General features: G+C 71.0%; 21 protein-coding genes. 8 read left to right on the top strand and 13 right to left on the bottom strand.

The features are described from left to right. Nucleotides 1-62 precede the first annotated feature (62 nt). The 4 genes from OHA05_RS04435 to OHA05_RS04420 all read right to left on the bottom strand — a co-directional run bounded on the left by OHA05_RS04435 (nucleotide 63) and on the right by OHA05_RS04420 (nucleotide 4,202). Nucleotides 63-1,055, bottom strand: a complete 993-nt coding sequence (locus OHA05_RS04435; RefSeq protein ID WP_313947716.1) for an N-acetylglucosamine kinase — start codon at nucleotides 1,053-1,055, stop codon at nucleotides 63-65. After that, nucleotides 1,052-1,729, bottom strand: a complete 678-nt coding sequence (locus OHA05_RS04430) for a uracil-DNA glycosylase (protein WP_313947717.1) — start codon at nucleotides 1,727-1,729, stop codon at nucleotides 1,052-1,054. Before OHA05_RS04430 ends, OHA05_RS04435 begins: the two co-directional genes overlap by 4 nt. Nucleotides 1,730-1,764: 35 nt before the next feature. After that, complete coding sequence (locus OHA05_RS04425; protein WP_313947718.1) at nucleotides 1,765-2,850, bottom strand: WD40/YVTN/BNR-like repeat-containing protein; 1,086 nt, start codon at nucleotides 2,848-2,850, stop codon at nucleotides 1,765-1,767. Nucleotides 2,851-3,122: 272 nt separating this feature from the next. Next, on the bottom strand, nucleotides 3,123-4,202 hold the full coding sequence (locus OHA05_RS04420) for an NADH:flavin oxidoreductase/NADH oxidase (RefSeq protein WP_313947719.1): 1,080 nt from the start codon (nucleotides 4,200-4,202) through the stop codon (nucleotides 3,123-3,125). Nucleotides 4,203-4,389: 187 nt separating this feature from the next. Here OHA05_RS04420 and OHA05_RS04415 point away from each other — a divergent pair, with 187 nt between their 5' ends. Next, a complete protein-coding gene (locus OHA05_RS04415) occupies nucleotides 4,390-4,740 on the top strand; it encodes an ArsR/SmtB family transcription factor (protein ID WP_313947720.1) in 351 nt (116 codons plus the stop codon). Between the two features lie 2 nt (nucleotides 4,741-4,742). On the opposite strand, the gene OHA05_RS04410 is transcribed toward OHA05_RS04415, so the two are convergent. Next, nucleotides 4,743-6,110 carry an FAD-dependent oxidoreductase gene (locus OHA05_RS04410; protein ID WP_313947721.1) on the bottom strand — a complete coding sequence of 456 codons (1,368 nt, stop codon included), beginning with the start codon at nucleotides 6,108-6,110 and terminating at the stop codon, nucleotides 4,743-4,745. A 247-nt stretch (nucleotides 6,111-6,357) separates the two neighbouring features. On the opposite strand from OHA05_RS04410, the gene OHA05_RS04405 reads away from it, so the two are divergent. Beyond that, nucleotides 6,358-6,888 carry a DUF6214 family protein gene (locus OHA05_RS04405; RefSeq protein ID WP_313947722.1) on the top strand — a complete coding sequence of 177 codons (531 nt, stop codon included), beginning with the start codon at nucleotides 6,358-6,360 and terminating at the stop codon, nucleotides 6,886-6,888. 28 nt (nucleotides 6,889-6,916) lie between these two features. On the opposite strand, the gene OHA05_RS04400 is transcribed toward OHA05_RS04405, so the two are convergent. Then, complete coding sequence (locus OHA05_RS04400) at nucleotides 6,917-7,582, bottom strand: DUF305 domain-containing protein (RefSeq protein ID WP_313947723.1); 666 nt, start codon at nucleotides 7,580-7,582, stop codon at nucleotides 6,917-6,919. Nucleotides 7,583-7,758: 176 nt separating this feature from the next. Here OHA05_RS04400 and OHA05_RS04395 point away from each other — a divergent pair, with 176 nt between their 5' ends. Then, nucleotides 7,759-9,264: an LVIVD repeat-containing protein gene (locus OHA05_RS04395; RefSeq protein ID WP_313947724.1), complete on the top strand. Its 1,506-nt coding sequence runs from the start codon at nucleotides 7,759-7,761 to the stop codon at nucleotides 9,262-9,264. On the opposite strand, the gene OHA05_RS04390 is transcribed toward OHA05_RS04395, so the two are convergent. The 6 genes from OHA05_RS04390 to OHA05_RS04365 all read right to left on the bottom strand — a co-directional run bounded on the left by OHA05_RS04390 (nucleotide 9,246) and on the right by OHA05_RS04365 (nucleotide 13,693). After that, on the bottom strand, nucleotides 9,246-9,902 hold the full coding sequence (locus OHA05_RS04390) for a TetR/AcrR family transcriptional regulator (RefSeq protein WP_313947725.1): 657 nt from the start codon (nucleotides 9,900-9,902) through the stop codon (nucleotides 9,246-9,248). The two genes, OHA05_RS04395 and OHA05_RS04390, sit on opposite strands and share 19 nt — an antisense overlap. A gap of 140 nt (nucleotides 9,903-10,042) precedes the next feature. Then, complete coding sequence (locus tag OHA05_RS04385; protein ID WP_313947726.1) at nucleotides 10,043-10,825, bottom strand: HAD family hydrolase; 783 nt, start codon at nucleotides 10,823-10,825, stop codon at nucleotides 10,043-10,045. Between the two features lie 19 nt (nucleotides 10,826-10,844). Beyond that, complete coding sequence (locus tag OHA05_RS04380) at nucleotides 10,845-11,531, bottom strand: phosphatase PAP2 family protein (RefSeq protein WP_313947727.1); 687 nt, start codon at nucleotides 11,529-11,531, stop codon at nucleotides 10,845-10,847. A 28-nt stretch (nucleotides 11,532-11,559) separates the two neighbouring features. After that, a complete protein-coding gene (locus tag OHA05_RS04375; RefSeq protein ID WP_313947728.1) occupies nucleotides 11,560-12,501 on the bottom strand; it encodes a M56 family metallopeptidase in 942 nt (313 codons plus the stop codon). Between the two features lie 106 nt (nucleotides 12,502-12,607). Beyond that, entirely contained in the window at nucleotides 12,608-13,156 is a 549-nt protein-coding gene (locus OHA05_RS04370; RefSeq protein ID WP_313947730.1) for a DUF5134 domain-containing protein, read from the bottom strand. Between the two features lie 150 nt (nucleotides 13,157-13,306). Next, nucleotides 13,307-13,693 carry a VOC family protein gene (locus OHA05_RS04365; protein ID WP_313947731.1) on the bottom strand — a complete coding sequence of 129 codons (387 nt, stop codon included), beginning with the start codon at nucleotides 13,691-13,693 and terminating at the stop codon, nucleotides 13,307-13,309. A gap of 145 nt (nucleotides 13,694-13,838) precedes the next feature. Between OHA05_RS04365 and OHA05_RS04360 the strand changes: the two genes are divergently transcribed. Further along, a complete protein-coding gene (locus OHA05_RS04360; RefSeq protein WP_313947732.1) occupies nucleotides 13,839-14,393 on the top strand; it encodes a GNAT family N-acetyltransferase in 555 nt (184 codons plus the stop codon). Nucleotides 14,394-14,442: 49 nt separating this feature from the next. On the opposite strand, the gene OHA05_RS04355 is transcribed toward OHA05_RS04360, so the two are convergent. Continuing rightward, a complete protein-coding gene (locus OHA05_RS04355; protein WP_313947733.1) occupies nucleotides 14,443-15,126 on the bottom strand; it encodes a glycerophosphodiester phosphodiesterase in 684 nt (227 codons plus the stop codon). A 290-nt stretch (nucleotides 15,127-15,416) separates the two neighbouring features. On the opposite strand from OHA05_RS04355, the gene OHA05_RS04350 reads away from it, so the two are divergent. The 4 genes from OHA05_RS04350 to OHA05_RS04335 all read left to right on the top strand — a co-directional run bounded on the left by OHA05_RS04350 (nucleotide 15,417) and on the right by OHA05_RS04335 (nucleotide 19,764). Then, a complete protein-coding gene (locus OHA05_RS04350) occupies nucleotides 15,417-16,412 on the top strand; it encodes an alpha/beta hydrolase (protein ID WP_313947734.1) in 996 nt (331 codons plus the stop codon). A gap of 81 nt (nucleotides 16,413-16,493) precedes the next feature. Then, complete coding sequence (locus OHA05_RS04345) at nucleotides 16,494-17,915, top strand: DUF6421 family protein (protein ID WP_313947735.1); 1,422 nt, start codon at nucleotides 16,494-16,496, stop codon at nucleotides 17,913-17,915. 26 nt (nucleotides 17,916-17,941) lie between these two features. Beyond that, complete coding sequence (locus tag OHA05_RS04340; protein WP_313947736.1) at nucleotides 17,942-18,697, top strand: SDR family oxidoreductase; 756 nt, start codon at nucleotides 17,942-17,944, stop codon at nucleotides 18,695-18,697. Beyond that, nucleotides 18,676-19,764: a threonine aldolase family protein gene (locus tag OHA05_RS04335; RefSeq protein ID WP_313947737.1), complete on the top strand. Its 1,089-nt coding sequence runs from the start codon at nucleotides 18,676-18,678 to the stop codon at nucleotides 19,762-19,764. The genes OHA05_RS04340 and OHA05_RS04335 overlap by 22 nt, the downstream gene beginning before the upstream one ends. The last annotated feature ends 185 nt before the right edge of the window (nucleotides 19,765-19,949 follow it).

Genomic DNA, 19,949 nt, shown 5'->3' with positions numbered 1-19,949 from the left:
TGTTCGGGGAGGGGGCGGTCCCGCGTCGTCTGTCCGTATTTATCCGATGAGTTCGCGGTGTCTCATCTGCCCTGCTCTGCCGGGACGTACAGCAGCGTCGGATGGCGGGGCAGCCGCAGCGCGTCCTGTGCCAGCGCGGCGGCGATGAGGAGCGCCCCGTCGAGCGGATCCCCGGCCGCGGCGACCTGCCCGGCGGACGGCAGTTGGGAGGCGAGCTCGGCCCTCAGCGGTACGAGCAGGGGGTCGCCCATCTTCAACAGACCGCCCGTCAGCGCCACTTGAGGCGCCTCGGCCCCTACGCCGGCCGGCGGGCACACGGCCGACGCCGACTCCGCGATGTGCCCGGCGGCACGGGCGAGGATGTCCGCCGCCACAGCGTCGCCGCCCGCGGCGCAGCGCCCCACCTCCGGCGCGAAGGAAGCCAGCACGGCGGGCCGGTCGGTACGCGGGTACAGCTGGGCCGGCAGTTCCTGCGCCGGACCGAACGCCGACTCCATGGCGGCGAGCAGAGCGACGGAACCGCCGCGCCTCCCGTCGTGCGCCCGCAGCGCCGCGTCCAGCCCGGCGCGTCCGATCCAGGCTCCGCCGCCGCTGTCCCCGAGCAGATGACCCCAGCCGTCGGCGCGCTGCCAGGCCGACAGATCGGTGCCCAGCGCGATCAGACCGGTGCCCGCGGCGACCACCGCGCCGGGACGCTGCCCCAGCGCCCCCGCATAGGCCGTGACGGCGTCCGCGGCGAGCGCGAGGCGATCGACACCCAGCGTCTCGCCCAGCGCGGCCGGAAGCTCCGCGCGCAATTGCCCGCCGAGGGTCCCCATCCCGGCGGCACCGATCGCGACCGCGGACACCTCGCCGCCGCCGGCCCGGTCCAGCAGGGCACGCGCCATCGGCAGCACCTGCTCCAGCAGGTGCCCGGCGTCGATGCCCGAGCCGCCGGTACGTACCGGTTCCCGTGAGGCGAGCGTCTCGGCACGCCGGGGCGCCGAGACATCGGCGAGGGCCACGCGCAGCCCGGAACCGCCGGAGTCCACACCGAGGACCCGGCTCGCGGTCACGGAAGCTGCCAGTCGACGGGCTCGGCGCCCTGGCGTCGCAGGAGGTCGTTGGCCCGGCTGAACGGGCGCGAGCCGAAGAAGCCCCGGTCCGCCGACATGGGGGAGGGGTGCGCGGACTCGATCGCCGGAAGATCACCGAGCAGCGGGCGCAGATTGCGGGCGTCACGCCCCCAGAGCACGGAGACCAGTGGCTTGCCACGCGCCACGAGCGCACGGATCGCCTGTTCGGTCACCTCTTCCCAGCCCTTGCCGCGGTGGGCCGCCGTCTTGCGGGGTGCGGTGGTCAGCGCCCTGTTCAGCAGCAGCACACCCTGGCGGGCCCAGGGCGTCAGATCGCCGTTGGAGGGCCGGGGATGCCCGAGGTCCGCGTGCATCTCCCGGAAGATGTTGTCCAGACTGCCCGGCACCGGCCGCACCTCGGGCGCGACGGAGAAGCTCAGCCCCACCGCGTGCCCGGGTGTCGGATACGGGTCCTGACCGACGATCAGCACCCGGACGTCCTCGAACGGCTGCTGGAAAGCGCGCAGCACATTCGGTCCGGCCGGCAGATAGGTGCGTCCGGCGGCGATCTCCGCGCGCAGGAAGTCGCCCATCGCGGCGATGCGTTCGGCCACCGGTTCGAGGGCGTCGGCCCATCCCGGCTCCACAATGTCCTTCAACGGTCGTGCTGCCACGGGGCGTCACTCTACTGGTGGAGTGACCTTGACCCTCAACCCATGGCCGCAGCCCGTACGCAGAGCACGTCAGGCAGATGCGAGGCCAGCTGCTGCCAGCTGTCTCCGTCGTCCGCGCTGGCGTACACCTCGCCGTTGCGGTTGCCGAAGTAGATCCCGGCGGGATCGGCGTCGTCGGTGCACAGGGCGTCCCGGAGGACCGTGCCGTAGTGATCACCCTCGGGCAGTCCGGCGGACAGCGCCTCCCAGCTGCCGCCCGCGTCGGTGGTGCGGTACACCCGGCACCGGCGGCCGGCGGGCACCCGGTCGGCGTCCGCGGTGATCGGGAAGACATAGGCGGTGTCGCGGCGGTGCGGGTGCGCGGCCACGGCGAAGCCGAAGTCCGAGGGCAGGCCCGCTCCGATGTCCGTCCACTTCGCGCCGGCGTCGTCGCTGCGGAAGACACCCCAGTGGTTCTGGAGATACAGCCGGTCCAGATCCCCGGCGTCCTGGGCGATCTTGTGGACGCACTGGCCGAACTCCGGGTCGGGGTCCGGCAGGAAGACCGCGGACACCCCCTTGTTGGACGGCGCCCAGCTCTCGCCGCCGTCCCGGGAGCGGAACACGCCCGCGGTCGACACGGCGACCATCACCGACTGCGGGTCGCGCCGGTCCGTCACCACGGTGTGCACGGCCTCACCGCCGCCGCCCGGGACCCACTGCGAACGGGTCGGGTGCTCCCACAGCGGCCGTACGAGGTCGAACGTCTCGCCGCCGTCCTCCGAGCGGAACAGCGCGGCCGGCTCGGTGCCCGCGTAGACCACGTCCGGGGTTTCGGGGCCCGCGGGATGCAGCTGCCAGACCCGCTCCAGCGAGGCCCCGGTGTCCTTGGGGAACTTCACCGCCGGCTTGGCGGGCTCCACCCAGGTCTTCCCGAGGTCGTCGGAGTGGAAGACCGACGGTCCCCAGTGCGCGCTGTCGCCGCCGACGAGCAGCCGGGGCACGGCTCTGCGGGTGTCGATGCCGATCGAGTACACGGCCTGCGCGTTGAAGTGCGGGCCGTCGAAGTCCCATGAGCCGCCGCTTCTGCGGCCGATGAAGAGTCCTTTGCGGGTACCTACGGTGAGCAGTACGTCGGACATGGTCGTGTGCCTCCAGGACGCCGTTGTCGCGGATAAGGGCCAGTCTGCACCCGGCCACCGACAGTGGCCCGTAGGTCGCGGTCGGCCCGGGCGGACGTCATGGAGAGCAGACCGTTCCGGAAGGTGAAACTCATCGGTGCGCGGCCACGGCACGGAAGGCGTGCGGACACGACGGAGGCGCGGGACACGACGGAGGCGTGGGACATGACGAAGGAGCGGCACCCTGGTCGGGGCGCCGCTCCTTCGTGTTCGCTGTTGGTCGTACCGCCGGTTCAGACGGAGCGGAGATACTGCTCCGGGACACGGATCTCTCCGCTGAGCTCGCGCGCGGCATGCCGGGCCCAGGACGGGTTGCGCAGCAGTTCACGGCCGAGCAGGACGGCGTCCGCCTCCCCGTTCGCGATGATCTTCTCCGCCTGTTCGGCGTCGGTGATCATGCCGACGGCGGCAACCGGGAGTCCGGTCTCGGCCCGCACCCGTGCGGCGAACGGCACCTGGTAGCCGGGGCCGGTCGGGATGGTCACGCGCGGGGCGTTGCCGCCGGAGGAGACGTCCAGCAGGTCGATGCCGTGGTCCTTGAGCAGCGCCGCGAAGCGGACGGTGTCGTCGGCCGTCCAGCCGCCTTCGTCCAGCCAGTCGGTGGCGGAGATGCGGAAGAAGAGCGGCAGTTCGTCGGGCCACACGGCCCGTACCGCGTCGACGACAGCGAGCGGGAACCGGGCGCGGTTCTCGAAGGAGCCGCCGTACTCGTCCGTGCGGTGGTTGGTGTGCGGCGAGAGGAATTCGCCGATCAGATAGCCGTGTGCGCCGTGGATCTCGGCGATCTCGAAGCCGGCGTCCAGCGCTCGGCGGGCCGCGGCGGCGAACTGTCCGACGATCTCCTCGATCTCCGCCGTCGTCAGCTCGTCGGGGACCGGGTGGCCCTCGTCGAAGGGGAGCGGGCTGGGCGCGAGGGGCTGCCAGCCGTGGTCGCCCGCGCCCACCGGCCCGCCGCCCTTCCAGGGGCGGTCCGTCGATGCCTTGCGCCCGGCGTGCGCCAGCTGGATGCCGATGGTGGTGCCCTGGCTCTTCACGAAACGGGTGATCCGGCGGAAGGACTCGACCTGGGTGTCGTTCCAGATCCCGACGTCCGCGGGGCTGATCCGCCCCTCGGGGGCGACCGCCGTGGCCTCGACGAGGATCAGGCCGGTGCCGCCCGTGGCACGGGCCGCGTAGTGCGCGAAGTGCCAGTCGGTCGGGGCGCCGGCGTCCGGTCCGCTCGCCTCTGCCGAGTACTGGCACATCGGCGCCATCCAGGCGCGGTTGGGGATGGTCAGCGATCGCAGGGTGTAAGGCTGGAACAGCGCGCTCACGACGGACTCCATTCGGGCGGGGCCGGTGTACGGCGGGTGGCAGGGCGAGGACCGGGTACGGGTGCGACCGGGCACGGGCGCTCGGCCGTGCTGGTCCCGCGACTCGTACGATACGCATCGTAGTACGGCGAGTGTCAAACTACGAGGGTTCTCGTACAATGAGAGCCCCGGACGAAGTGGAGCAGCCGTGACCACCGCGACAAGCCCCCGCGAGCTCGCTCACCCCACGCGTGACGAGATCCGGCTGGAAGGCGTGCTCCATGCGTTCTCCGACCCGATGCGGCTGCTCGTGCTGAGGGAGCTCGCGGCCACCGGCGAGGCGCTCTCCTGCTCCCATTTCGACCTGCCCGTCACCAAGTCGACGACCACCCACCACTTCCGCGTGCTCCGGGAGAGCGGTGTGATCCGGCAGATGTACCAGGGCACGGCGAAGCTGAACGGACTGCGCCGTGACGACCTCGACGCCCTGTTCCCCGGGCTGCTCGACAGCGTCCTCGCCGCGGCGGCCCGGCAGGCGGACCGCCTCGGCGAGGCATAGCCTCAGCGCGCTGTGTCGCCGGTCGCGGCGCCCAGAAGCCCGTCCCAGTCGGGGATCTTGACGGACCGTCGGCCGAGCGTCCGGCCGAGCGCGGCCTCGGCAGCCTCGATCGCCTGCCAGCCCGTCCACTCGACCGGGTGGTGGCCCGCCGCCCGCAGTTCCGCCACCGGATCGGCCGCCACGGAGCGCAGTGCCAGTGCGGCACCGTCCTCCAGCAGCGAGGCCACCGTCTCCTTGGCGCACGGCCGGTTGGTGCCGATCACTCCGGTCGGTCCGCGCTTGATCCAGCCCGCCACGTACTCCCCGGGCGACGGGACCCCGTCCCGCAGGACCCGCCCGGCCGTGTGCGGCACGGTCCCGAGCGCCGCGTCGAACGGCAGGCCGGGCAGCGGCACGCCCCGGTAGCCGACCGCCCGCAGCACCAGCTGTGCCTCGATCTCCTCGTACGTCCCGGTGCCCCGCACCGACCCTCCGGCGTCCGGTACGGTCCGCTCGAACCGTACGGCCGCGACGTGGCCGTCCTGCTCGACGAACTCCACCGGGCGCAGGAAGAACCGCAGATGGATCCGGCGGTCCAGGCCGCGCGGAGGCTGGGCCGCCCAGCCGCGCACGACATCGACGTTGCGGCGGCCGACCGCGGGCAGTGCGGCCGCGAGGGTGCCCGAGGTGTCCGCGTACACGGGGTCCAGTGCGAGGTCGGCCGGTTCGACGACGACCTCCGCCGAGGGCAGCGAGGCGAGTTCGCGCAGTTCCTTGGTGGTGAACTTGGCCTGGGAGGGACCGCGTCTGCCGACCATGTGAACATCGCGCACCCGGCTGAGCGCCAGTGCGCCGAGTGCGTCCTCCGGCACGTCGGTGGGCCGCAGTTCGTCGGCTCCGCGCGCCAGGATGCGGGCCACGTCGACGGCGACGTTGCCGACGCCGATCACGACGGCCGAGCGGGCGCCGAGCGCGAAGCTGTTGCGCGCGGCGTCGGGGTGCGCGCTGTACCAGGAGACGAAGTCGGTGGCCGAGTAGCTGCCGGGCAGATCCTCGCCTGGAATGTCGAGTCTGCGGTCCCGGGCGGCTCCCACGCAGTACACGACCGCGTGATAGAGCTCCAGCAGCCGCCCGGGAGTCAGCCCGTGCGCTCCCACCTCGATGTTCCCGACGAAGTCGATCCGCTCCTGTTCCAGCACACCGCGGAGGTTGTTCTGCAGGGACTTGATCTTCTCGTGGTCGGGCGCGACCCCGTAACGCACGAGTCCGTAGGGGCAGGGAAGCCGGTCCAGGACATGCACCCGCACATCCGGAACCTGGCTCTGCTGGACGAGATCCTGAGCGGCGTAGACCCCGCTGGGTCCCGATCCCACAACGGCGACGCGAAGCACAGCTGCGCTCCTTCCCGCAGGGAAACTCCAGCATCGCACCGGGGTACCGCGCTGGGGAGGTGTGACTCGGCGGCCGTTCGGTGGACGGGGCCCCCAACGGGGTGCTCTGCGCCGGCCCGACGTGCGTGCCGTCGCAGATCGACCGGAATTGACTGGTTACGTGCTAATTGTGCAAGAAACTACGTTTCTTAACGCTAATGATCAGTATGACCTGCTTCAGGTCCTGCCCTTTCCACCGGTCTGGGAGATGGAGGGCCACGGCACCGTCACCACCGTCGAATCCCTCCCCGCGCGCGAGCTCACGCAGCCCTGGTTCAACGTCCGGCTGACGTTCGCCGACGGAGCGCGCATCGACGTGCTGGCCGTCGTCGACCAGGGGCGGATCGCCATCGAGGACATGCACGCCGACCCGCCGCTGCCGCTGCGGACCTTCACCGTGCTCGCCGACCGGATCGAGGACCCTCTCGAGGACGCCTGCCGTACGGCCGCAGGCCAGCCGCCGCGCGCGGTGACCATGCCCGGCGCACCCGGCGCCACCGATGGCATGGGCCGGGAGAACGCGCCACCGCCGTCCCGTCGCCGGGCGCGTACCGCTCCGCCGCGGGGCGCGGCGGGCCGCCGGCTGGCCGCCGAGGTCTACCGGGGCGCCCAGCGGGACGGCCGCGACCCCGTGCTCGCCGTGATGGGCGCGACCGGCCACGGCCGCCGCAAGGCCCTCCGGCTCATCGCCGGCGCCCGCGACGAAGGGCATCTGCCGCCGCGCCACAACCGCCGCTGACGCATCGCGGCGGAGGCGCCGGCCGGCGTCACATCTTCCGCATCCGGCCGATCTCGCTCGTCTGCTGCGAGATCACGTCCGTCGCCATCTCCTCGATCAGCACGTTGTTGCCCTCCGTCAGGGCCTCCGTGGCCATCGTGATGGCTCCCTGATGGTGCGTCATCATCAGCTTCAGGAAGAGTTCGTCGAACGCCTTGCCCTTCGCTGCCCGCAACTGGGTCAGCTGCGCGGCGGTCGCCATGCCCGGCATCGGGGCGGCGCCGTGGTCGTGTCCGCTGTCGCCCTTCTTCCCGCCGTTGACTTTCAGCCAGCCCTGCATCGCTGCGATCTCGGGCTTCTGGGACGCCGAAATGCGCTCCGCCAACCGCTTGACCTGCGTCGATTCCGCCCGGGTCGGTACCAGCGCGGTCATCGTCACCGCCTGGCCGTGGTGCGTGATCATCATGTGGGCGTAGGAGAAGTCGGCGGAGTTCGGCGAGTCGTCCGGGGCGGCCTTCCTGGCCTCCTCGGGGGAGAGCGTCTTCGCCGGTTCACCCGGCTTCCCCGGCGCGACCACCGAGGGACCGCTGTCCCCCTTGGCCTTGGCCGGAGCGTCGCTGTCCGACTCGCAGGCGCCCAGGGCGAGTACGGCGGCGGCCACGGCCACCGCGACCACCGGTCTGCGGGAGCGTGAGGCCGGGCGGCGGTTCAACACGGAGACCTCCTGAGGCACTTGGGGTGTTCTATGACCGTCCTAGCACGCTTCGGAACCCTGTTGATCAGAAACTTTCATTACGTCTCTGTTGCCATCTGTTGAGATGTCCATGCAAGGGAAGATACTGCGGTGGTCCGTGAACCGTTCAACTAGGAACGGATACAAGGGAGGACGCAGTGACCCTGTTGCACACCACCCGAGTGCGGCGCAGACGTCTGGGCGTGGCGGCAGCCGCGGCCGGGCTCCTCGCCACGCTGCTGACGGCCGGACCCGCGGCCGCCACACCAGACCCCGGGGACAAGGCCGCCCAGAAGGAGATCTCCTCGGGCCAGGCGGCGCAGGACCGCTCCGCCATCGCGAGTGGTGAGATACCCGGCGTGGACGAGATCGTCCACAGCGACAACATCGAGCACCTCGCCAACGTCCCCAAGGACGCGCTCAAGGGCACCAATACGGACATCGCCTTCCAGGGCAAGTACGCCTACTCGGGCAACTACGACGGCTTCCGGATCTTCGACATCAGCAACCCGAAGGCGCCGAAGACGGTCGCCCAGGTGCTGTGTCCCGGCAGCCAGAACGACATCTCGGTCTCCGGGGACCTGCTGTTCCTCTCCACCGACTCCTCGCGCAGCGACAACTCGTGCAACAGCACGACGCAGCCCGCGACCGAGAAGTCGTCGTGGGAGGGCATGAAGATCTTCGACATCAGCGACAAGCGCAACCCGAAGTACATCGCCGCTGTCGAGACCGCGTGCGGCTCGCACACGCACACGCTGGTGCCCGAGCGCCGCGACGTCTACATCTACGTCTCGTCGTACTCGCCGAGCGCGGCCTTCCCGGACTGCCAGCCGCCGCACGACGGCATCTCCGTCATCAAGGTGCCGCGCAAGGCCCCGCAGCAGGCCCGGATCGTGAACTTCCCGGTGCTCTTCCCCGGTGAGGGTCCGGACGGCGGAGGCAACCCCGGTTCGCCCACCAACCCGGGCGTCTCCAAGACCACCGGCTGCCACGACATCACCGTGCTCCCCTCGAAGGACCTGGCCGCCGGCGCCTGCATGGGTGACGGCATCCTGTTCTCGATCAAGGACCCGGAGCGCCCGAAGGTCATCGACCGCGTCCAGGACAACGTGAACTTCGCGTTCTGGCACTCGGCGACCTTCAACCAGGACGCCGACAAGGTCGTCTTCACCGACGAGCTCGGCGGCGGCGGAGCGGCCACCTGCAACGAGGAGATCGGCCCGAACCGCGGCGCGGACGGCGTCTACGACCTCGTGGGCCGCGGCGACAAGCGCAAGCTCGTCTTCCGCAGCTACTTCAAGATCGACCGGCACCAGGCGGACGCCGAGGTCTGCGTGGCGCACAACGGCTCGATCATCCCGGTGAAGGGCCGCGACATCATGGTCCAGGCCTGGTACCAGGGCGGTATCTCGGTCTGGGACTTCACCAACTCGAGCAGGCCCAAGGAGATCGCCTTCTTCGAGCGTGGTCCCGTCACCCTCGACCAGGTCACCACGGCCGGTCCCTGGTCGGCGTACTACTACAACGGTTACATCTACTCGAACGACATCGCGAAGGGTCTCGACGTCCTGAAGCTCAACGACAGGCGTACGGACCCGGCGAAGCGGGTGCGGCTGCACGAGCTCAACGTGCAGACCCAGCCCGACTACTTCGACCGCGACTGACCCAGGACCTCCCTGGTGTCGTACGTCGTCCCGCCGGGCGGACATCCGCCCGGCGGGACGCCGAGCTCCCAGTCCAGCCCGTAGCGCTGGAAGAGCTCAGCCCGCAGACGCGCGAGCGGCATCGGTGCGCCGGGCAGGAGGATCGCGAAGACCGCGCCCATCAGCAGGGCCCGCAGCAGCGGATAGTCCACCTCGGCCTGCTGGGAGCCGTACCGCTCCACGGTGGTCCGCAGCTGCATCGCCAGCTCTTGCTGCTCGGGGCACTGCACAAAGCCCTCGGCCTGGAGCACGCCCGACATATGGGTCCGCATCAGGACCGGATGGTCGACGGCGAGCCCGAGCACGGCGTCGATCGCCCGCGCCAGCAGTTCGCGTCCGTCCTCGGTCCGCGGCTCCCGCTCCAGCGCCTCCCGGAGTGTGAGATGCATCAAACGGTGCACGGCCGACTGCAGAAGCTGCCGTTTTCCCGGAAAGTAGTACGAGATCAGACCGCGAGCGGAACCCGCCCGGTCGGCTATGTCGGACAGGGTCGTGGCCTCGTAGCCGCGCTCGTCGACCAGCTCCACGGTCGCCTGGAGGAGCCGCTCGCGGGAACGCCGACGAAGCTCTTCATTGACCGATGCGCTCCGCGGGGACATGCTGGACTCCTGCGTTGACTGGCTCTCAGCCAATATACTCAGCGTGTTCCGCTGTGCGGGCTTCAGGGCCTGGTCAGCGGGGTGCTGCCCGAACCGGGCGACGCGGGGGATCGTCCGGTTCGGGTGGCTTCGTCATGCCTTCAGTGTCTCTCCCCGGGCCGTTGTGCGGACGAATCGGGGCCCCGGGGTCCGCACGGTTCGTACCGGTCCGCCCGGTCCGCCCGGTCCGCTCGGTCCACGAGATCCAGCACTTTCCGCGGGGCGGGGCGTTCCTCCGCCGGCAGCGGATCCACGAAGTGGACGGCACATCCGAGATCCGCGGCGCCCCCGTCCGCGTGCCGGTCGTCCCCGACCATGAGTACGTCGGCCGGATGCAGCCCCAGCGCCTCGCAGGCCGCACGGAACAGCCGTACGTCGGGTTTCTGCACGCCGTGCTCGTAGGACAGCGTGTACGCGTCCACGAAGGCGTCCAGGCCGTGGGCCCGCACGACCGGTCGCAGGTCCCAGCCGATGTTGCTCACCACCGCGATGCCGAGCCCCCGCTCACGCAGTGCGCCCAGTACCTCGGCGGCGTCGGGATAGGGGCGCCAGGCCGCGGGCTCCATGTGCCGTTCGTACAGCGCGTCGCACAGGCGGGGATCCGGCAGGTGGACGCCGCGCGCGAGACCGGTGTACGCGGCGCGGTGGTGCTCCATGGACGCGTCGCGGGCCGCCCACACCTCCACGAGATGCGGCGGGATCACGGCCGGCTTCGGACCGCCCGGCAGGGCGCCGGCCGCCGCCAGCTCGTCGGCGAGGCGGGACAACCCGGGCTCGGGGAGTTCGACGCCGCATGCGGCCAGGCTCGCCCGGAGCCAGTCGGACACCGACTCGCTGCGCAGCAGCGTTCCCGAGAAGTCGAACAGCACACCCTTGACCGGCATGACGACGATCCTCTCCGGCTCAGTGCTGCCGGGACAAGACCGTCCGTTCGTACGCCACGACGGAAAACGTCACCCAGCCCGCCCCGAGCAGCCAGCCGCCGATGACGTCGGTGGGCCAGTGGACGCCGAGATAGAGCCGGGTCAGGCCCACCCCCACCACGGAGACCACGGCCACGACCACGGCCCACAGCCACCACTGCCCCTCCAGCCCGTGGCGCCGCAGCAGCCAGAGCACCGTCACGCAGGTGACCATGGCCGTCATCGCGTGGCCCGAAGGGAAGGCCGAGAAGTGCGCCGAGTCGACCGGATCGGGCCACTCCGGGCGCTCGCGGCCCACCGCGGATTTCAGACCCTGCTGGAGGAGCGTGCCGAGCGCGCTCGTCGCCGCCACCCACACGGCGAGCAGGCGTTCGCTCCGCCACCACAGCCACACGACAGCCACAGCGATCAGCGCACGCATCGTCCAGGGGTCCCACACCCAGTCGCTCAGGACGCGATTCACCCGGACGAGCCCCGGATCCTCGACGGCCCACGCGTGCAGTCCGTCGGCGACGGAGCGGTCGAAGGAGATGAGCGGTGACCAGGCGATCGTGACCAGGAACAGCAGGACGGCGAAGAGCACGACCAGCAGCGATCCGGTGCGCACCGGTCCGGCCGGCGGTCCGGCCTCCGGGGGAGTGGTCGGAGCGGGATGTGGCGAATGCATGAGAGGGATCTTCCCCGTGAAAGGAGATCTACGGCTGACCCAGCGCGCGAAGTGCGGGGACGAAGGCCACCAGCAGCGGGACCACCGGCACCAGTGCGGCCGCGGCGGTCAGCCGCAGACGACGGCCCGCGGTGAGCCGCGGAACGGGCGTCAGCAGCCGGTTGACGCGCTGCGGCAGCTGGGCGTCCGGCGTGGGGCACGGACCGAACACCCCGCGGTCCTCGTTCAGTTCCACCAGCGCGAGGGCGATCGTGAGCCGCCCGAACCTGCGCGAGGCGACATCGTCGGCGGCAAGCTCCACCAGCCGGTGCATCTCGTCGCGGAACGCGGCGAACACCGGGATCTGCGGGAACCCGTTGGCGAGTGCCGAGGAGCAGTGCAGCAGCCAGTCGTGGCGCGCCTGGGCGTGACCCTGCTCGTGCGCCAGGACCGCGTCGAGCTGACGGCCCTTCAGCCGTCGCAACGCCGCGGTGGTGATGACCAGTTGAGGCGCGGCACCGGGCAGCCACCACGCGTCGGGGCGTGCCCCCTCCAGGACCACCAGCGGCTCACTGCCCGGCTGCTCGCCCGGCATGAGGGGGGAGCGCACCAGCAGCTCGCTACGCCGCTGCCTGCGGCGCAGCCGGGCCCGGAGGATCTCCCGGGTGAGCATGGCGGCGGTCCACAGGCCGCCGCAGGCCAGCACGACCGCGAGGACGGCCGACCACGGCCCGTTCGCCCCGAGGGCATAGGCCTCCACGACCCCGTGCGGCGCCGGTGCGAAGACATGGCCGCGGACGAGCTGCCAGGCCGCCGCCGCGCTGAAGGTCATCGACAGCGCGAACGACAGCAGCACCGCCGCCACCACGCACTGCCACACCCACAGGGCCACCACCGGCTCGCGCTCCGGCCAGTCGGCACGCGACAGCAGTCGCGGAGCCGCCACGGCGGCCAGTGCGCCGAGCGTCAGCAGCACGAGGGAGACCAACATGCCGTCAGCCTATGAGCGCGCGACTACTTGCGGGTATGACCCTGCGCGCCAAGTGATGTACGACACGGTCTCTCAACCCGCCTCCCGGCGGGCCGTCGAGGGGGCGTCAGAGGGTGAGCAGCATGGCGAGCATCGCGAGGCCCATCGCCAGTCTGCAGGCCGGAGCGAGTTCGGGCCGGGTGCCGAAGGAGAGGGGCCCCGAGACGCCCGCGGCAGCCGGGACGGGCACCAGCCGCACCCCCGAGCGCAGGACGTACGCCGCGTAGTACACCAGCAGCGCGCCGGTCAGCAGGGGTACGCCGGCCGGGGCGTGACCGGTGTGGGCGCCGCCTCCGGGGGCCATCGCCAACGCCATGTAGACCATCGCGAGCGAACCGACCGCGTGGTGCAGATGATGCAGACCACGGCGGGCCGGCCACAGGGCCGCGAGCGCCGCGGCCCCGAAGACGGCCGCGTACACCGTCCAGGCCCACCCCGGCAGCACGACCACGGCCGCCGGCAGCGCCATCGCCGCCATGCCGAAACCCATCAGCGCCTCGCCGCCGGCCGCCCTGCGTGCCTCGCCGGAGGTGCCGCGCATCCGCACCAGGCAGTACAGCCCGGTCGCTCCGCACAGCGCCATGAGCAGCCAGCCGGACATCGCGGGTCCGTGCACGGCGAACCTCCCCCATCGACGGATGTCGAGAGGTCGATGCCCGGCCACCACCGGGGGTACGCGAGCGCACGGGGGTGCACAGGGAGCACTGAGCGGTGTCCGGGCCCGCGCTCTGTGCCCGCGCGCCCCGCCCGCTCCCCGGCGTCCGGCTCAGGGACGGTGACGCAGCGGATGATCGGCGGGCACCTCGACGACGGCGATCCGATGGCCGTCCGGGTCCGCGATCCACATCTCGATCAGCCCCCACGGCTCCTGCACGGGCGGCCGCAGCACCTCGACACCCTGCTCCGCCAGTTCCGCGTGGACGGCCGCGACGTCCTCGACCTGGAGCCACAGTCGGGGCCCGTTCGCGGCGGGAGGCTCGGAGCGGCCCGAGATCTCGAGGAACCCGCCACCGAGGAAGTAGACCGTGCCCCGTTCCGGACCGGTCCCGAACTCCCGGTGGACGGCCAGTCCGAGTTTCTGCCCGTAGAACTGCCGGGAGCGCTCGGGGTCGGTGGGACGCAGGAGGATCCGACTGCTCAGCACATGCACCATGCCCGAACCCTAGATCGTGTCCGCAAAGTCTCGTCCGGTTCGCGACGCCCTCCGGGCGGACGACGACACTGTGCGGACACTTCCTGGATCGTGTCCGCAGGTACTCTCGTGGCACGCGCACGCTGTTGAGAACGGAGAGCGATCCATGGACACCGCACCGCCCCGGGACTCCGGCGAGCTGACGTACCGCGATGCCGTCGCCGCCGACACACCGGCGCTGGTCGGGCTGATCGAGTCGGCCTACCGCGGTGACGCGAGCCGGACCGGCTGGACGACCGAGGCGGACATCCTCGGCGGCCAGCGCACCGACCCCGAGGGTGTGCGCGAGGTCATCGAATCCCCCGGAAGCCGCCTCCTCGTCGTGGAGCGCGACGGTGAGCTGATCGCCTGCTGCCAGCTCGAACACCGCGGCGAGGCCGCCTACTTCGGCATGTTCGCCGTCCGCCCGAAGCTCCAGGGCGAGGGGCTGGGACGTCTGGTCATCGCCCAGGCGGAACGCAGCGCACGCGAGACGTGGGGCGTGCGCGAGATGCACATGACGGTGATCTCGGTGCGGAACGAACTGATCGCCTGGTACGAGCGGCGCGGCTACCGCCGTACGGGAGAGCTGACACCCTTCCCGTACGGCGACGAACGCTTCGGCATCCCGCAGCGCAAGGACCTGGTCTTCGAGCTGCTGGTGAAGGATCTGACGGTGTGATCCCCCAACCGCCCCGCACCGCGGCGGGGTCCTGACCGGCCGCCACGCCCTACGCGGTGAACCGCCCGGTGCGCCGGATCTCCGGGAAGTCGGTGGTCGCGCCGTCCAGTTCGAGGGCGCGCACCAGCCGCAGCTGGTCCTGGGTGTTGACCACCCAGCCGATCACCTGAAGCGCCTCGCCGTGGGCGTGCTCGACGGTCTCCAGGGTCAGCCGGCGGATGTTCAGGGCGAGGGCTCCCGCGCCCACGGCCTTGGCGCGGTCGACGATGTCGGCACCCCAGCGGCTCGCGATCAGCACCGTGCGGACGCCCGGCACCAGCGAGGCGATCTCGGCCACCGCGTCGTCGTGGAAGGACGAGACGGTGACCCGGTGGACGAGGTCGCGCTTCCTCATCACCTCCGCGAGGGCACGCGCCGCGGCGATGTCCTTGATCTCGGCCTGCAGCGGTGCGTGCACCGCGTCGAGGACCTCTTCGAAGACCGGCACCCGCTCGCCCTGGCCCGCGTCGAGCTCGCGCAGTTCCGCCAGGGTCTTGTCGGCGATGGGTCCCTTGCCGTCCGTCGTACGGTCCACGTCGGCGTCGTGCATGACGACGAGCGCGCCGTCCTTGCTCAGATGCAGATCCAGTTCGATGGCGTCCATCCCGGCCCGCTCGGCCCGGACGAAGGAACGCAGGGTGTTCTCCGGCTCGACGCCCATGACCCCGCGATGACCGATGGTGAGGAAAGTCAAGATTCTCTCGCTTCCGTCGACGGCGGCTCCCGCGCGGCGTGGCCTGACGACGCGGCGCGGCAAGGACGCAGCCTAATGGCCGGACCCCCGGATGAAACCGCTCTCGCACGCGGTAACAGGGGTGATTGGCGCCGACTTCCGGCCACTCGGGCGCCTGTCGTGTCCCCCGCTCGTGGGCGCGTCCTGTAGGGCTTGACGTCATGTCAGCCCTGCGCAAAATCCTGCGCGCCGCCGCGCCGGGAAGGAACGCTGGGGCCGACACACTGTTCGCACGGACGAGGGAGACCCGGATGACCGTCGGGAGAGACCGGCTGAGGCCCGAGGTGAGGGAGTTCGTCGACATTCTCGCCGCGGTCTTCCCCGACGTCGGGGTGTCGGTGACCGATGCCGTGGAGGCGCGGCGGATCATGGACGCCTCCCTGTCACCCTTCGGCAGGCAGAAGGTGGGCGAGGTGGCCGACCGCACGATCCCCGGCCCGCCCGGCGCCCCCGAGCTTCCGGTGCGCGTCTACCGTCCCCTTCCCGAAGCCGGACCCGGGCCCTGGCCGACGGTGGTCTTCTTCCACGGCGGCGGCTGGGTGCTCGGCGGGCTGAACAGCCACGACCGGCTGTGCCGTCAGCTCTGCCGGGACGCGGGCGCCGTCGTCGTCGCCGTCGACTACCGCCTCGCTCCCGAGGTGCGCTTCCCGGTCCCCATCGAGGACGCGTACGCGGCCGTGTGCTGGGCCGCGGACCACATCGGCGAGCTGGGAGGCGACCCGCGCGCCCTGGTCGTCGCGGGGGACAGCGCCGGGGGCAACCTCGCCACCTGCGCCATGCTCGTCGGTCGCGAGCGCGGCGGTCCGGACGTCGCCCTGCAGGTGCTGATCTATCCGGCGACCGACGCGGCTCTCGACACGGAGTCGCACCGCACCAACGCGGAGGGTTACTACCTCACCGCCGAGCACGTCCGCTGGTTCCGCGATCTGTACCTCGGACCGGACGGTGACATCCATCACCCGCTGGCCTCCCCGCTGCGCGCCGAGCTCGCCGGACTGCCTGCGGCGCACATCGTCACGGCCGGCTGCGACCCCGTGTGCGACGAGGGGCGGGCATACGCGAAGAGGCTCGTCGAGGCGGGCGTACCGGTCACGGAAGCCCACTATCCGGGGATGTTCCACGGCTTCCTCGCGCTGAGCAATGTGGTGGACGAGGCGAAGGATGCGATGGCCGGTGTGGCAGAAGTCATTGCCGCGACCATGATCGACCGCAAACCTTCCGGTGATCATGAAGGTGGGGAAGAATAATTTCGCTTCTGGCTACTTGTACCGGAGAACCGGGCATAGATACGGTGTCTTGACGCGAGGTTCTCCTGTGGAGGAAGTGACATGACGGAAATTCTTGTGCAGGACGCCGCACCTGCGCCCATATCCCCCGCCGACCGGGTCGTCGAGCACCCGGCCTGGACGAGGCTCAAGAATGCCGTCGAGGAGATCCGTCCCTGGCAGTCCAAGGACGGCTCCATCGACTTCGACGCCGAGGGCGCCCCCGCGCGTGTCGACGCCGAAGCAGTACTGGACCGCGTCATCGACGCGATCGGCGAGCTCTCCCCGCTCCTGCCGCACGACGCCGAGTACCACCGCGCGCTCGTCGCCGACCTGCGCAAGTGGGCCGACGATGCCTTCGGCATACCCGACTTCCTTGACGCGCTGCTGGCCTTCCAGCCCGCCCGGGGCCGCGCCGACGGGCTCCAGCACCTGGTCGTCTTCCCGATGTACACGCAGAACGGCAACCCGGACCGCAACCTCGAAGCGGTCGTGCTGCGCATGGTGTGGCCCGAGTGGCTCGCCGAGCTCGAGCGCACCCGCTACGACAACCCCCTCTTCTGCGGCATCACCTTCGAGGACTTCACCGCGGGCTACGACACCAACTCCGCGGTGCTCTTCCCGGAGACGATCGCCGTGCGCGAGGCCCCCGAGCGCTTCACCTGGGGCGGCATCTTCTGCGACCGCGAGGCCGCGCGCTTCCGCGCCGTGACGAGTGAGGCCGTGCAGGTCCTCGGTCTCCAGCTCCCGGAGGACATCCAGGAGATGATCGGTGACCAGGAGCGCTGCGAGCAGGCCTTCGTGCTCTGGGACATGGTCCACGACCGCACCCACAGCCACGGCGACCTGCCCTTCGACCCCTTCATGATCAAGCAGCGCCAGCCGTTCTGGATGTACGGCCTCGAGGAGCTGCGCTGCGACCTCACCGCCTTCAAGGAGGCCGTGAAGCTCGACGCCGAGGGCAACTCCCACGGCCGCGACGTCCAGTACGCCGTGCTCTTCGACCGCATGTTCCGCTTCCCGGTCACCGGCGAGCGCGTGCGCAACTATGACGGCCTCGGCGGCCAGCTGCTCTTCTCCTACCTGCACAAGCACGACGTGCTGCGGTGGACCGACAACACCCTGAAGATCGACTGGGAGCGGGCGCCGCAGGTCACGAACCAGCTGTGCGCCGAGATCGAGAAGCTGTACCGCGACGGCATCGACCGCCCCAAGCTGGTCCACTGGTTCGCCGCGTACGACCTGGTCTCCACCTACCTGGCCCCGCACCCCGGCTCACGCTGGGCCAAGGGCCCGGACGCCCTCGATCTGTCACAGCCTCCCCGGAAACTCGTAGACGACGTGCTTCCCGACGAGTTTCCGCTCAGCATGTTCTTCGAGGCGCTCTCCAAGAAGCTGAAGACGGTGATCGCCTCCACGAAGGGCATCACCGCGGCGGGTACGGCAGCGGCCGAGAGCACGGCGCCCTCCGGGGCAGCCGCATGAGCACGCGCACGAAGGAGACCACGACCATGAACTCAGGCTCGAACGCGCCGCTGGACGGCGCCGTGGTCGCGGTGGCGGGAGCGGCGGGCCCGGCGGGCCGCGCCACCCTGCTGCGTCTCGCCGAGGCGGGCGCGACGGTCGTCGCCTCGGACGCCGATCCGGAACGGCTCGCCGAGGCGGTCGACGCCGCCCGGTACGCGCACGGCGGGGCGACCGTCACGGGGGACACGGTCGACCTGCTCGACCTGGACGCCGCACGGGAGTGGGCCGACAAGACGGAGAAGGAGTTCGGCCGCATCGACGGGCTCGTCCACCTCGTCGGAGGCTGGCGCGGAAGCCCGTCCTTCGCGGAGACGAAGCTCGCGGACTGGGCCCTGCTGGAGAAGCTGCTGATCCGCACGGTGCAGCACACCTCGCTCGCCTTCCACGACGGGCTGCTGCGCAGCGACCGCGGGCGCTTTCTGCTGATCAGCGCGGCCGGCGCGTCCAACCCGACCGCCGGCAACGCCGCGTACGCCGCCTCGAAGGCCGCGGCCGAGGCCTGGACGCTCGCGCTCGCCGACGCCTTCCGCAAGGCGGGGGGCGACGAGGGCCCGAAGGCCGCGGCTGCGATTCTGGTCGTCAAGGCACTGGTGCACGACGCCATGCGCGCCGAGCGCCCGAATGCGAAGTTCGCGGGCTTCACGGACGTGACGGAACTGGCGGAAGCCATCGCCGGGGTCTGGGACCGGCCCGCCAGGGAAGCGAATGGACAGCGTCTGTGGCTGACCCCCAAACCGTGAAGGCCGCACCGACGGCGGCCCGCCGCCACCACGACCCCGAGGTGCGCGGCTTCGCGAGCGACAACTACGCGGGCGCCCACCCCGAGGTCCTGGCGGCGCTCGCCCTCGCCAACGGCGGTCATCAGGTCGCCTACGGCGAGGACGAGTACACCGACCACCTCCAGCGCGTCATGCACAGCCACTTCGGGCCGACGGCCGAGGCCTTCCCGGTGTTCAACGGCACCGGCGCCAACGTCACGGCGCTCCAGGCGCTCACCGACCGGTGGGGCGCGGTGATCTGCGCCGAGTCCGCCCACATCAACGTGGACGAGGGCGGCGCACCGGAGCGGATGGGCGGCCTCAAGCTGCTCACCGTGCCGACCCCGGACGGCAAGCTCACCCCCGAGCTCATCGACCGGCAGGCGTGGGGCTGGGAGGACGAGCACCGGGCGATGCCGCAGGTCGTCTCGATCACCCAGAACACCGAGCTGGGTACGGTCTACACCCCGGCCGAGATCCGCGCGATCGTCGAGCACGCCCACGGGCACGGGATGAAGGTCCACCTCGACGGTGCCCGGATAGCCAACGCGGCGGCGTCCCTGGACGTCCCGATGCGCACGTTCACCAATGCCGTCGGCGTCGATGTGCTGTCCTACGGCGGCACGAAGAACGGCATGCTGTTCGGCGAGGCCGTCGTCGTGCTCAACCCGGACGCCGTCAGTCACATGAAGCATCTGCGCAAGATGTCCATGCAGCTCGCCTCCAAGATGCGGTTCGTCTCCGTACAGCTCGAGGCGCTGCTCGCGCGCGATCTGTGGCTGCGCAACGCCCGGCACTCGAATGCCATGGCGAAGCGGCTGGCCGACGGCGTACGCGGTGTCGACGGCGTCGAGATCCTGTACCCCGTCCAGGCCAACGCGGTCTTCGCGCGGCTGCCCAACGCGGTGACGGAGCGGCTGCAGAAGCGGTTCCGCTTCTACTTCTGGGACGAGGCCGCCGGCGATGTGCGCTGGATGTGTGCCTTCGACACCACGGAGCAGGACGTCGACGCCTTCGTCCAGGCGCTCAAGGAGGAGATGGCGGCGTAGCGCCGCGGGGGAGCAGCCAGGCAGACGGGCCGGCCGGACAGTGTCCGGCCGGCCCGTGCGCTGTTGTGCCGTACGCCCGTCGGGCAGTCCAATGGGATGGACCGTTCGGTACGGTACGCTGTACCACGTCCCGCGGTGTCCGATGCGCGCCACCGGTCCGCAGCGACCGGTCGAGCGCTCCGGCG

The organism is Streptomyces sp. NBC_00306, from assembly GCF_036169555.1.
In the GTDB taxonomy this organism is placed as follows: Bacteria; Actinomycetota; Actinomycetes; order Streptomycetales; family Streptomycetaceae; genus Streptomyces; species Streptomyces achmelvichensis.
The sequence above is the reverse complement of the archived record's forward strand: the minus strand, read 5'-3'. Positions and strand labels throughout refer to the sequence as shown.